This window comes from Streptomyces sp. NPDC056600, from assembly GCF_042792855.1.
Taxonomy (GTDB): domain Bacteria; phylum Actinomycetota; class Actinomycetes; order Streptomycetales; family Streptomycetaceae; genus Streptomyces.
The window spans coordinates 1-13,172 of record NZ_JBHTVQ010000104.1 but is presented as its reverse complement, the minus strand read 5'-3'; the positions used below and the strand labels follow the sequence as shown (position 1 = coordinate 13,172).

The window sequence follows — 13,172 nt, the reverse complement described above, 5'->3', positions numbered from 1 at the left end:
CCGCCCGTGTTCATGTGCCTGCCACCTCCGAGATCTACCCCCCCTAACTCGGCGGCTGCGTCTGTTGTGTATAAGCGCCCGGGGCGGGGCGGCCCCGCCCCGCCCGGCCCTCCCCCCGACGCCCGCGCCGCCGCAGCCGCACGCGGTGCCGGACGCCCCGGATCAGACGGGCCGCAGCCAGACGGTGGCCAGCGGCGGCACGGTCATCCGCAGGAACCCGTCCTGCCGCCGCTCCAGCACGCCCTCGTTGCGGACGTCGCTGCCCCCGTACCGCAGGTCGTCCGTGTTGAGCGTCTCCCGCCAGGCGTGACCCGCCTCCTCGGGCACCCACAGCGCGTAGTCGTGCCGCACCACCGGGGAGAAGTTGCTGACCGACAGCAGCGGCGCCCCGTCGTGGCCGTACCGGACGAAGGCCAGCAGGTTGTCGTCGGCGCTGTCGCAGGCCACCCACCGGAAACCGGCCGGGTCGGTGTCCCGCTGCCACAGCGCCGGCGTGTCCCGGTAGTGGCCGTTGAGCTCACGCACCAGGTGCTGCACACCCTCGTGGTCCGCGCGGGCCCCGTAGGCGGCGTCCAGCAGCCACCACTCCGGCCCCCTCTCCAGCTTCCACTCGTCGCCCTGCGCGAACTCCTGGCCCATGAAGAGGAGCTGCTTGCCCGGGTGGGCCCACATGAAGGCGAGGTAGGCGCGGTGGTTGGCGCGCCGCTGCCACCAGTCGCCCGGCATCTTGGAGACCAGCGCCTGCTTGCCGTGCACCACCTCGTCATGGGAAATGGGCAGCACGTAGTTCTCGCTGTAGGCATAGATCATCGAGAACGTCATCTCGTGGTGGTGGTACTTGCGGTGCACCGGCTCGTGGCTGATGTACTCCAGCGAGTCGTGCATCCACCCCATGTTCCACTTCAGGCCGAAGCCCAGGCCACCGCTCTCGGTCGGCCGGGTCACGCCCTCCCAGGCGGTCGACTCCTCGGCGATGGTCACCACCCCCGGGTTGCGCCGGTAGACGGTGGCGTTCATCTCCTGGAGGAAGCGCACCGCGGCCCAGTCCTCCCGGCCGCCGTGCTCGTTGGGCTGCCACTGCCCGTCCTCACGGGAGTAGTCCAGGTAGAGCATCGAGGCGACGGCGTCCACCCGCAGGCCGTCGATGTGGAACTCCTCGCACCAGTAGACCGCGTTGGCCACCAGGAAGTTGCGCACCTCGGTACGGCCGAAGTCGAACTCGAAGGTGCCCCAGTCCGGGTGCTCGGCGCGCATCTCGTTGCCGGGCTCGTACAACGGGAAGCCGTCGAAGCGGGCCAGCGCCCAGTCGTCCTTCGGGAAGTGCGCCGGCACCCAGTCCATGATCACGCCGATGCCGGCCCGGTGCAGGCTGTCGACCAGGAACCGGAAATCGTCCGGACCGCCCAGCCGGGCGGTGGGGGCGTAGAAGCCGGTGACCTGGTAGCCCCAGGACGGGGCGAAGGGATGCTCGGCGACCGGCATCAGCTCGACGTGGGTGAAGCCAAGGTCCTTGACGTACTGCGGCAGCTGCTCGGCGAGCTGCCGGTAGGTGAGCCCCGGCCGCCAGGACGCCAGGTGGACCTCGTACACGGAGAACGGCGCCTCGTGCACCGGGCGGTCGCCCCGGTGCGCCATCCAGTCCTGGTCGCCCCACTCGTAGTGCGAGGCGGTCACCACCGAGGCGGTGGCCGGCGGGCACTCGGTGCGCCGGGCCATCGGGTCCGCCTTCAGCAGACGGGTGCCGTAGCTGGTGGCGATCTCGAACTTGTACAGGGTGCCCTCGCCGACGTCCGGCAGGAACAGCTCCCACACCCCGGACGCGCCCATCGAACGCATCGGGAAGGCGGTGCCGTCCCAGAAGGTCGCCTCCATCGCGACCCGCACCCCGGAGGCGTTCGGCGCCCACACCGAGAAACGGGTGCCGGCCACGCCCTGGTGGACCATCGGCTCCGCGCCCAGGGCCTTCCACAGCTGCTCGTGCCGGCCCTCGCGGATCAGGTGCAGGTCGAGCTCGCCCAGCGCGGGCAGGAAGCGGTACGGGTCCTCCGTCTCGACCTCGGCCTCCGGGTACACCACGTGCAGCCGGTAGACGGGGACCGCCTCGAGGGCGAGCGAGCCGCCGAACAGGCCGTCGCCCTCGTCGTTCAGCGGCACGTGCCTTCCGCCGTCGAGGACCAGGCTGACGCCGCGCGCCCCCGGCCGCAGGGCCCGGAAGACCACGCCGTCGGCCACCGGGTGCGCGCCGAGCAGGGCGTGCGGGTCGTGGTGACAACCGGAGAGCAGACGGTGCCGGTCACCCGCGTCCATCGGCGGCGCGGGCGGCGCGCCCGGAACGACGGGCCTGCGCACCACCGGGGCCGAGGCCCGGCGGCGCCCGGACCGGGCGGGCGCCCGGCCGGCGTCGGCCGCGCCCGCACCGCCCCGGCCGGACTCGGCGGGGGCGGTGGCGGCCACGGCGTTGTCGCCGGGCCGGGGGGCGGAGGGCTCGGGGGGAGCGGTCTCACGCAGTGCCATGGTCGGGTTCAGCCTCCTAGAACGGCGAGACGCCGGATCGCTGCCATCGGAACGGGGAGCCAGTCGGGCCGGTGCTTGGCCTCGTAGAGGACCTCGTACACCGCCCGGTCGGTCTCGTAGGCGCGCAGTACGCCGGGCTCGTCGCGGGGGTCCCACCCCGAGCCGCGCGCGTACCCCGCGCAGTAGGCCTCACGGCACTGCCGGGCCCACTCGGGGTGCCACGGCCGGCGGGTGCGGGCCGCGTAGTCGAAGGAACGGAGCATGCCCGCCACGTCACGCACCGGGGAGTGCGCGCTGCGGCGCTCCGCCAGCGGCCGGGACGGCTCGCCCTCGAAGTCGATGACGAACCACCGGCTGCCGGCCCGCAGCACCTGCCCCAGGTGCAGGTCGCCGTGGATGCGCTGGGCCGGCCGGTCCGCCTCCAGCGAGGCGAACGCCGCGGACAGCCCCGGCACGTACGGCCGCAGGTCCGGCACGGCACGGGCGGTGTCGTGCAGCCGCTCGGTCATCTCCTGGGCCAGCCGGCCCTTCTGCGGCGCGGCCTCCGGGCCGAGCGGCCCCCGCGGGAACGCGGCCGCCAGCGCCTGGTGGACCTCCGCGGTGGCCAGGCCCAGGGCGTGCGCCTCACGGGTGAAGTCGTTCTCCGCGGCCAGCGCGTTCAGGCCGAGCGTCCAGCCGTCCGTAGCGGAGGGCAGGAAGGGCTGCAGCACGCCGAGCGTGGCCTCGAAGGGCTGCGAGGTGCGGAACCAGGCGGTCGGCGCCGGCACCCGGGTGCAGCCCGTGCGCGCCAGTGCCCACGGCACCTCCCAGTCCGGGTTGACGCCGGGCTGGATCCGCCGGAACACCTTGAGGATGTACTGGTCGCCGTAGACCAGCGAGGTGTTGGACTGCTCGGCGGCGAGCAGCCGCGGGGCGAGCCCGGCCGGCAGGCAGACGCTGGTGTCGCGCTCGAAGCTGAGCGGTCCGGTGGTGCCGGGGTGGCGCAGCCGGTCGAGCAGCAGCGCCGCCGAACGGGGCTCGCGCAGGGCGTCGTAGACCGCCATGCCGGCCAGCGGGCCGGTGCCGGCCCGGCCGATGAACGCCTCCGCCAGGCGCGGCGGCAGCTCCCGCCGCGCCCCCAGCAGCAGTTGGTAGCAGTCGCCGGGACGGGAGGCGCCCGGGGTGGCCGGGCCGGTGTGCTCGGCGTGCACCAGCAGGTGCAGGCAGCCCGGGTGCAGCTCCGTCATGGACAGCAGCCGCAGATCGGTCACGGGCCGGTCCTTGCCCGCGAACCAGCGCTGCTGTGGCAGCCATTCGAGCAACAACCCCTTGAGGGAGGCCATGGGCTCGGCGGCGACCGGGCGGGCGGTGCGGAGCGATGCTGTCTTCGTCATGGCGTGTCCTTTCGCGGGCTCAGGCTCACAGTCGTCGGCTGGCGCGGGGTGCGACTCGGACGAGCCGGAACCAGTAGAAGCCGTGGCCTGCCAGGGTCAGCAGGTACGGCAGTTCGCCGATGGCCGGAAAGCGGACTCCGCCGAACAGTTCGACCGGGTGGCGTCCTTCGAAGGCGCTCAGGTCGAGTTCGGTGGGCTGGGCGTAGCGGGAGAAGTTGTGCACGCACACGACGGTGTCGTCCTCGTGTTCCCTCAGGAAGGCGAGCACCGCGGGGTTCGAGGAGGGAAGTTCGGTGTAGGTGCCGAGTCCGAAGGCCGGGTTCTCCTTGCGGATCTCGATCATCCGGCGGGTCCAGTGCAGCAGTGAGGACGGCGACGCCATCGACGCTTCCACGTTGGTGACCTGGTAGCCGAAGACCGGGTCCATGATGGTCGGCAGGTTGAGCCGGCCGGGGTCGCAGGAGGAGAACCCGGCGTTGCGGTCCGGCGTCCACTGCATGGGGGTGCGTACCCCGTCGCGGTCGCCGAGCCAGATGTTGTCGCCCATCCCGATCTCGTCGCCGTAGTACAGGACGGGGGAGCCGGGCAGCGACAGGAGCAGGGCGGTGAAGAGCTCGATCTGGTTGCGGTCGTTGTCGAGGAGGGGCGCGAGGCGGCGGCGGATGCCGATGTTGGCCCGCATCCGCGGGTCCTTGGCGTACTCCGCGTACATGTAGTCGCGTTCCTCGTCGGTGACCATCTCCAGGGTCAGCTCGTCGTGGTTGCGCAGGAAGATCCCCCACTGGCACTTCGCCGGGATGGCGGGGGTCTTCGCGAGGATCTCGGAGACCGGGTAGCGCGACTCCCGCCGGACGGCCATGAAGATGCGGGGCATCACCGGGAAGTGGAACGCCATGTGGCACTCGTCGCCGCCGGAGGCGAAGTCGCCGAAGTAGTCGACGACGTCCTCCGGCCACTGGTTGGCCTCCGCCAGCAGCACGGTGTCCGGGTAGTGCGCGTCGATCTCCTTGCGCACCCGCTTCAGGAACTGGTGCGTGGCCGGCAGGTTCTCGCAGTTGGTCCCCTCCTCGGCGTAGAGGTAGGGGACGGCGTCCAGGCGGTAGCCGTCCACGCCGAGGTCCAGCCAGAACCGCAGGGCCGCCAGGATCTCCTCCTGCACGGCCGGGCTCTCGTAGTTGAGGTCCGGCTGGTGGGAGAAGAAGCGGTGCCAGTAGTACTGGCCGCGGACCGGGTCGTAGGTCCAGTTGGACGTCTCGGTGTCGACGAAGATGATGCGCGCGTCGGCGTAGCGGCTGTCGTCGTCGGCCCAGACGTAGTAGTCGCCGTACGGGCCGTCGGGGTCCTTGCGGGACTCCTGGAACCACGGGTGCTGGTCGCTGGTGTGGTTCATGACGAAGTCGATGATCACGCGCATGCCGCGCTGGTGCGCGGCGTCCACGAACTCCACGAAGTCGGCCAGGTCGCCGAACTCCGGCAGCACGGCGGTGTAGTCGGAGACGTCGTAACCGCCGTCGCGCAGCGGCGACTTGAAGAACGGTGGGATCCACAGACAGTCCACGCCGAGCCACTGGAGATAGTCCAGCTTCGCGGTCAGGCCCTTCAGGTCCCCGACACCGTCGCCGTTGGAGTCGTGGAAGGAGCGGACCAGGACCTCGTAGAAGACGGCGCGCTTGAACCAGTCCGGGTCCCGGTCACGGGCCGGCGTGTCCTCGAAGGTGTCCGGAACGGGGTCGTTGACGGTCATGGCGCTGCGTTCCCTCCGGCCTGGACGTGGAAGCCCTGCACATGGAAGACGTGGGCCGGCCGCACGCCGGGCTCGAGACGGACGTAGTTGGCGCCGCTCCACCGGTAGGTCTCGCCCGTCAGCTCGTCCCGCAAGGGCACCGAACCGTGCGGGTCGACGCCCAGTCGGGCCAGGTCGGGGCGGACCGTGGCCTCCTGCGCGTGGTGCGGGTCGAGGTTGGCCACCACCAGCACCGTGTCGTCGCCCTCGCTCTTGCTGTACGCGATCACGGCGTCGTTGTCCGTCGGATGGAAGCACAGGTTGCGCAGCCGTTGCAGCGCCGGATGGCGTCGGCGGATGTCGTTGAGCTCGGCGAGCAGGGGGGCGATGGTGCGGCCCTCCCGCTCGGCCGCCTCCCAGTCACGGGGACGCAGCTCGTACTTCTCCGAGTCCAGGTACTCCTCGCTGCCTTCGCGCAAGGCGGCGCCCTCGCAGAGCTCGAAGCCCGCGTAGACGCCCCAGGCGGGGGAGAGGGTGGCCGCCAGGACCGCGCGGACCTCGAAGGCGGGCCGGCCGCCCTGCTGGAGGTAGGCGTGCAGGATGTCGGGGGTGTTCACGAACAGGTTGGGCCGCAGGTAGGCCGCCGACTCTCCCGACAACTCGCCGAGGTAATCGGTCAGTTCGTGCTTGGAGTTGCGCCAGGTGAAGTAGGTGTACGACTGCTGGAAGCCGACCTGGGCCAGCGTCTCCATCATGGCCGGACGGGTGAAGGCCTCGGCCAGGAAGATGACGTCGGGGTCGGCGGCGTTGATCTCGCCGATGACCTTCTCCCAGAAGACGACCGGCTTGGTGTGCGGGTTGTCGACGCGGAAGATCCGCACCCCGTGGTCCATCCAGAACCGCAGGACGCGCACGGTCTCCTCGACCAGGCCCGGCATGTCCTGGTCGAAGGCGATCGGGTAGATGTCCTGGTACTTCTTCGGCGGGTTCTCCGCGTACGCGATCGACCCGTCCGGGCGGTGGTGGAACCACTGCGGGTGCTTCTCGACCCACGGGTGGTCGGGGGAGCACTGCAGCGCGAAGTCCAGCGCGATCTCCAGCCCCAGCCCGGACGCCCTCGCCACGAAGGCGTCGAAGTCCTCGATCGTCCCCAGGTCCGGGTGGACCGCGTCGTGCCCGCCCTCCTGCGAGCCGATCGCCCACGGCACGCCGACGTCCCACTCACCGGCGGTCAGCGAGTTGTTCCGCCCCTTGCGATGGGTGCGCCCGATCGGGTGAATGGGCGGCAGGTAGACGACGTCGAAGCCCATCGCCGCGACGGCCGGCAGCCGCTCGGCCGCGGTGCGGAAGGTGCCGCTGACCGGCGGCCCGTCCTGCGGCACCACGGCGCCCTCGGAACGCGGGAAGAACTCGTACCAGGAGCCGTACAGCGCCCGCTCCCGCTCCACCAGCAACGGCATCGGCCGCGCCGCCGACACCAGCTCCCGCAGGGGGTGCCGCTCCACGGCATCCTCGGCGGCGGGGTCGAAGGCGGCGGCGAAGCGCTCGTCCACGTCCAGCGAGTCGTCGCCCAGCGCCCGGGCGGCGCGGCGGACCGCGTCCCGGCCCGGCCCCTTGGGCACTCGGCGGGCCGCGCGCGCGAACAGCTCGGCGCCCTCCTCCAGGACCAGACCCACGTCGATGCGCGCCGGAATCTTGATACGGGCGTGCCGCCGCCAGGTGGCCACCGGATCGCTCCACGCCTCCACGGTGTACGTCCACAGCCCCGTCCGGTCCGGCGTCACCAGGGCGCCCCACCGGTCGGTCCCCGGGGCCAGCTCGCGCATCGGCGTCCACCGCCCGGGGCGGCCGTCGGGATCCCGCAGCACGACATTGGCCCCGACCGCGTCATGGCCCTCACGGAACACCGTGGCCGTGACCTCGAAGGTCTCGCCGACCACTGCCTTCGCGGGACGTCTGCCGCACTCGACCGCCGGACGGACGTCGCGGACGGGAATGCGGCCGATGGCCGGGGGTCGCTTCATGGTTCTGCCTTCGTGAGCGGGATACCGGGGAGGAATCGGGGCGGGGCCGGTGGCGTCTAGCGGCCCGCGGGCGAACGGTGTCCGCCCGGAGGACCGCGCCGGCCGGCGGTCCGCCGCCCGCGCAGGAGCGGCGCCTCGCGCCGCTCCTCGCGCAGGTAGGGGACGGGACCGGAGCGCAGGTAGCGCTCGGCGGCGTCCGCCGCCTCGCGCGCGCAGCGCTTCCCCATCAGGGCGCACAAGGCGTAGCCCGAGTCCTCGAAGCGGTCGCGTACCGCCGGGTCGGCGGGGGATGCGAGCATCACCCGTTCCCAGGCCCGGTACCGGCTGAGGTCGCGGGCCACTTCGGCCTTGGCCGGGAGCAGCATGGGGCGGGCCCCCTCTCGATGCTTCGGACGGTTGCTGGGCAGGCTTGTCACCCATGGTGCACATGGGACCACGCAGCGTCTTGTTGGGGGTTCAACGACCGCTGGAGTCGTCTCGGGTTGCACGAACGGCGTAAGACTCTCACCCTGAAGGTGACTCAGAAGCGAACACCGCTCACGCTTCGTGTTCGGGGCTCGTGTCCGCCAAGTGGCACGAGGAGGCGGGGAGCTTCGCCGGTGAGGAGCCAACGAGATGAAGACCGCAGTGCCCTGCTACTACCACCTCGACGTGGAGGTCGGTCCGCAACGGGTCGACCAGGTCGGCCGGATCCTGGCCGCCCATCTCCGGTTCTGGAGCCTGGACAACCTCGTCGACCCGGTCCGCCGCGGCGCCGAGGTGCTGCTGCACGCCATCGAGGAGCACGCCGTCGACAAGAAGACCTCCATCGAGATGTGGTGGAACGGCCAGCACCTGATCACCGCGGTCGGGCAGAACGACCGCAACCTCCGCCCCGACCTCGAACTGCGCCCCTGCCTGACCCACATCGCCACGCACAGCGACGGCTGGGGCTGCTGCGACACGGGCGCCGGCCGGATCATCTGGTTCACCCGGCGGGCCCGTTCCGGGGAGAGGGTCCCGCTGGTGCCGGTCGGCCCCGACCCGCTGGTCACCGAGGCGCTCGAACTGCCGCGGGAGAAGCAGCGCGTCCTGGCCCTGGCCGGGTCCGCGCCGCCGCCGGAGGTCGCCGCCGTGCACGAGAGCGTGGTGACGCGGTGACCGCGCGCAGGACCGAGAGTGCCGGGGCGCCCGTGTGGAGCGGGCGCCCCAGCCCGCTGGGCGCCACCTACGACGGCCAGGGCACCAACTTCGCGCTCTTCAGCGAGGTCGCCGAGCGCGTGGACCTGGTGCTGGCGGACGACGACGGCTCGCACCGCACGGTGACGATGCACGAGGTCGACGGCTTCGTCTGGCACTGCTACCTGCCCGGCGTGGGCCCCGGCCAGCGGTACGGCTACCGGGTCCACGGCCCCTGGGACCCCTCCATGGGCCACCGCTGCAACCCGCGGAAGCTGCTGCTCGACCCGTACGCCCGCGCCGTCGACGGCATGCCGGACGACCACCCCTCGCTCTACGAGCGGGTCCCCCGCGGCCGCGCCACGGCCGACAGCGCGGGGCACACCATGCTGGGCGTGGTCACCGACCCGTACTTCGACTGGGGCGACGACCGTTCACCCGGACGGCCGTACGCGGACTCCGTCGTCTACGAGACCCACGTCCGCGGTCTCACCCGCACCCACCCCAAGGTGCCCGCCCGCCTGCGCGGCACCTACGCCGGCCTCGCCCACCCCGCGGTGATCGAACACCTCACCTCCCTGGGGGTGACCGCCGTCGAACTGATGCCGGTGCACCAGTTCGTCCAGGACGGCGTGCTGCAGGGCCGGGGCCTCACCAACTACTGGGGCTACAACACCATCGGCTTCTTCGCGCCCCACAACGAGTACGCCGCCCGCGGCACCCGCGGTGAACAGGTGAACGAGTTCAAGGCGATGGTGAAGGCCCTCCACGAGGCCGGGCTCGAGGTCATCCTCGACGTGGTCTACAACCACACCGCCGAGGGCAACGAGAAGGGCCCCACCCTCTCCTTCCGTGGCATCGACAACGCCTCCTACTACCGCCTGGTGGACGGCGACTGGGGGCACTACTACGACACCACGGGCACCGGTAACAGCCTCTTGATGCGTCACCCGTACGTGCTACAGCTCATCATGGACTCGCTGCGCTACTGGGTGACGGAGATGCACGTCGACGGCTTCCGCTTCGACCTGGCGGCCACCCTGGCCCGTCAGTTCCACGAGGTGGACCGGCTGTCGGCGTTCTTCGACCTGATCCAGCAGGACCCGGTGATCAGCCGCGTGAAACTGATCGCCGAACCGTGGGACCTCGGCGACGGCGGCTATCAGGTGGGCAACTTCCCGCCGCTGTGGTCGGAGTGGAACGGCCTCTACCGCGATGCGGTACGGGACTTCTGGCGGGCGGAGGACCACAGCCTGGCCGAGTTCGCCTCCCGGCTGACCGGCTCCTCCGACCTCTACGAGCGCGACCGCCGCCGGCCCCGCGCCAGCATCAACTTCGTCACCGCCCACGACGGCTTCACGCTGCGGGACCTGGTCTCCTACAACGACAAGCGCAACGAGGCCAACGGCGAGGACAACCGCGACGGCGAGAGCCACAACCGCTCCTGGAACTGCGGCGTCGAGGGCGAGACCGACGACGAGGGCGTCCTCGAGCTCCGCGCCCGGCAGCAGCGCAACTTCCTGGCCACCCTGCTGCTCTCCCAGGGCATCCCGATGCTCTGCCACGGCGACGAACTGGGCCGCACCCAGCGCGGCAACAACAACGCCTACTGCCAGGACAACGAGATCTCCTGGATCGACTGGCGCGGCCTCGGCGAGGAGCAGCGCGACCTGATCGACTACACCAGCCGCCTGATCACCCTGCGCCGCGAGCACCCCGTGCTGCGGCGCCGCCGCTTCTTCCGCGGCGAGACCCCGGTGCTCGAGGGCCGGCCGCTGCCCGACCTGGTGTGGCTGCTGCCCGACGCCACCGAGATGGCCGACGAGGACTGGCACCGCTCCGACGCCCACGCCATCGGGGCCTTCCTCAACGGCGACGCCATCGCGGAACGGGACTCCTACGGCCAGCGCGTGGTGGACGACTCCTTCCTGCTGCTGTTCAACAGCTACTGGGAGCCGATGACCTTCCGGCTGCCGTCGGCAGCCTACGGCGAGCGGTGGACGGCGCTGATCGACACGGCCGACCCGCAGGGGACGCCGGACGAGGCCGAGCACAAGGCGGGCACCGTGCTCGTCGTCGAGTCGCGCAGCCTGGTGGTGCTCTCCCGGCCCCCGCTGACGGCCTGACGGCGCGAGCCGCCGGTGGCGGCGACCCGGCACGGGCCGCCGCCACCTCGGCTTCAGGCCTTTCGTGTGCGGTCGGCAGCGGCGGGGAGACCGGGCGGCGTCAGCATCCGGGGCGGATCGGCGGGGACGACGTCAGAGCGAGGGCGGCGCTGCGCAGCCGGGTCTCCCAGGTCTGCCGGTCGAGCCCCAGCGCGTACTCCACGCAGCACGCGCACGACGGGATCAGCGTCAGGAACGACTGCTCCGCGGTGGTTCCGGCCTCCGTCTCCGTCCAGTCGACCGACGCCAGGCCGGAGGGCGTGATCTCCCCGGCGACGAGTCTCACCGCCGCCCGGCGCAGAGCGTGGCGCTCCGCCACGGTCGGGTCCGGCAGCCCGATGCCGGCCTCGCCGAGTGCGTCCACGAAGGCGTCGTGGATCTCGCCCGTGTCCGCTCTGCGAGGCAGTCCGGCGAGCTCACGCAGGGTGGGGGTGTCCAGTCCGGCTGCCAGCGCCTCGGCGGCGATCATCGGCAGCTCTTCCGGGTGCGTCCCGCCCGCCTGGTACCGGCACGCCACCAGGCCCAGGGACTCCAGCTCCCTCTGCGTCGAGGATTCGTTGTCCATGAATCCCACGATGACAGCACTGTTCCGGATCCCCGACCGAATTGTTCGCTGCCGGACGTCGCCGGGGGCCGGGGGAGGATCCGGGGGCCGCGCTCAGTCCACCCGGCCGCCGAGCGGGCCGGTGGAGCGGTGGTAGACGGTGAACAGGGCGCCCTCCGGGTCGCGCAGCACCGCCTCGCGGTCGGTCGCACGGAGCACCGAGCCGCCGTTCGCCTCGGCGCCCCGCACGCAGGACGGGACGTCCTCGACCGCGAAGTGCACGTGCCAGCGCGGCCGGATGGTGGGGTCGGGCGCGGAGCCGAGGGCGCCGGACTCGATCCGCGCCACCTCCTCGTGGTCGTTGACCACCACCACCTCCTCGCCGTCGTAGCGGACCTCGCAGCCCCCGGGACGGCCGGAGGCCCACTCGAAGACCTCGCCGTAGAAGATCGCCGAGTCGAAGGCGTCCCGGGTGCGCAGCCGGACGAGGACCGGGGCGGCCTTGCGCCAGGCGTCCCAGGAGCCGGAGATCTCGCCCTCCCAGATCCCGAAGGTGGCGCCGTCCCGGTCGGCGAGCAGGGCGGTGCGGCCGGGCGGCAGCGAGAGAGGACCGACCGCCAGGGTGCCCCCGCGCTCCTGGACCCGGGAGGCCGTCTCGTCGGCGCTCTCCACCGCGAAGTAGGCCGTCCAGTTGACCGCCATGTGCCACTGGCCGGCCACCGCGGCGACCCCGGCGACCGGCACGCCGTCCACCTCGGCCACCCGGAAGAGGTCGCCGAGCTTCATCGTCCGCCACTCCCAGCCCAGCACCGCGGTGTAGAACTTCTGGGTCACCGCCAGGTCGTGGCTGGTCAGGCTCACCCATACGGGTGCGCCCGAGATGGTGCGCGTCGAGCGCGGCCCGCCGGCACGCGGGGCGAGGGGCGTGCTGTCGTCGTTCATGGCAGTCATGGCAGTCCCACGTCCTGGAGTAAGAGGGCGCCCGGGCGAGGAGCGGCGCACACCGGTCCCCCACCAGTGTCCGGCCGGACCGGCTGCCGGTGCCTGTCGAGTACCCGGGCCGCTGCGCCGAAACGGTGGCCGTCGCCCGGTCCTCTCCCGGTGGCAGGCGGCCGGACGAATGGCGACGATGTAGAGGAGCCCGAGGAGCCTACGGGAGCCTACGCCGGACGCCGGAGGTCACGATGCGCACGCAGGACCGTCCGGGTGACAGCGAGAAGGACCCGGCGCCCGTCGCGCCGCCGCCGGAGGCGGTCGCCGGTGCCGCCGCCGACCGGGTGTTCGCCCTGGAGGCCGAGGTCGCCCAGCTGAAGGAGGCGGTCACCTCGCACGCCGTGGTGGACCAGGCGATCGGCAGCCTGGTGGCACTCGCACGGGTGACGCCCGACCAGGGCTGGGCGGTGCTCAAGGAGGTCTCCCAGCACACCAACGTCAAGCTGCGGCAGGTCGCCGAGACGGTGCTCCTGTGGGCGCGCACCGGTGACCTGCCCGAGGAGATCCGCACGGCCCTCGAGGAGGCGCTGATCAGCCGCCGCGCCTCGGCCGGCCGGCCCGTCGCCCGCTCGCGTTTCAACGCCGCCGGGCCCGGTCACTCCGGTCACTGAGCTCGCTTTCGAACGGCTCCCGGGACGGTTCGGCAGTGAGCCCGTCCCAGCCGCCCGGCCGCAAGGC

Annotated in this window: 10 protein-coding genes; 3 read left to right on the top strand and 7 right to left on the bottom strand. The window is 72.0% G+C overall.

The features are described 5' to 3' along the window. Positions 1-162: 162 nt before the first annotated feature. The 5 genes from glgB to ACFRAV_RS30315 are packed head-to-tail and all read right to left on the bottom strand — an operon-like array spanning position 163 to position 7,999. Positions 163-2,514: a 1,4-alpha-glucan branching enzyme gene (gene glgB, locus ACFRAV_RS30335; protein ID WP_382560500.1), complete on the bottom strand. Its 2,352-nt coding sequence runs from the start codon at positions 2,512-2,514 to the stop codon at positions 163-165. Positions 2,515-2,522: 8 nt separating this feature from the next. Then, the gene (locus ACFRAV_RS30330) at positions 2,523-3,887 is read right to left on the bottom strand and encodes a phosphotransferase (RefSeq protein ID WP_382560498.1); all 1,365 of its coding nucleotides are present in this window, start codon (positions 3,885-3,887) and stop codon (positions 2,523-2,525) included. A 25-nt stretch (positions 3,888-3,912) separates the two neighbouring features. Then, complete coding sequence (gene treS, locus ACFRAV_RS30325; RefSeq protein ID WP_382560495.1) at positions 3,913-5,631, bottom strand: maltose alpha-D-glucosyltransferase; 1,719 nt, start codon at positions 5,629-5,631, stop codon at positions 3,913-3,915. Continuing rightward, positions 5,628-7,634: an alpha-1,4-glucan--maltose-1-phosphate maltosyltransferase gene (locus ACFRAV_RS30320; RefSeq protein ID WP_382560492.1), complete on the bottom strand. Its 2,007-nt coding sequence runs from the start codon at positions 7,632-7,634 to the stop codon at positions 5,628-5,630. Before ACFRAV_RS30320 ends, treS begins: the two co-directional genes overlap by 4 nt. A gap of 56 nt (positions 7,635-7,690) precedes the next feature. After that, positions 7,691-7,999, bottom strand: a complete 309-nt coding sequence (locus ACFRAV_RS30315; RefSeq protein ID WP_382560489.1) for a DUF5133 domain-containing protein — start codon at positions 7,997-7,999, stop codon at positions 7,691-7,693. 250 nt (positions 8,000-8,249) lie between these two features. On the opposite strand from ACFRAV_RS30315, the gene ACFRAV_RS30310 reads away from it, so the two are divergent. Together ACFRAV_RS30310 and glgX are read left to right on the top strand one after the other, a co-directional pair. Further along, positions 8,250-8,774, top strand: a complete 525-nt coding sequence (locus tag ACFRAV_RS30310; RefSeq protein ID WP_351118704.1) for a pep a2 — start codon at positions 8,250-8,252, stop codon at positions 8,772-8,774. Next, on the top strand, positions 8,771-10,918 hold the full coding sequence (gene glgX, locus ACFRAV_RS30305) for a glycogen debranching protein GlgX (RefSeq protein WP_382560486.1): 2,148 nt from the start codon (positions 8,771-8,773) through the stop codon (positions 10,916-10,918). Before ACFRAV_RS30310 ends, glgX begins: the two co-directional genes overlap by 4 nt. Positions 10,919-11,018: 100 nt before the next feature. On the opposite strand, the gene ACFRAV_RS30300 is transcribed toward glgX, so the two are convergent. After that, positions 11,019-11,522, bottom strand: a complete 504-nt coding sequence (locus ACFRAV_RS30300) for a hypothetical protein (protein ID WP_382560483.1) — start codon at positions 11,520-11,522, stop codon at positions 11,019-11,021. A 93-nt stretch (positions 11,523-11,615) separates the two neighbouring features. Further along, positions 11,616-12,443: a VOC family protein gene (locus ACFRAV_RS30295; RefSeq protein ID WP_382560480.1), complete on the bottom strand. Its 828-nt coding sequence runs from the start codon at positions 12,441-12,443 to the stop codon at positions 11,616-11,618. Positions 12,444-12,685: 242 nt separating this feature from the next. On the opposite strand from ACFRAV_RS30295, the gene ACFRAV_RS30290 reads away from it, so the two are divergent. Next, entirely contained in the window at positions 12,686-13,105 is a 420-nt protein-coding gene (locus tag ACFRAV_RS30290) for an ANTAR domain-containing protein (RefSeq protein WP_382560477.1), read from the top strand. The last annotated feature ends 67 nt before the right edge of the window (positions 13,106-13,172 follow it).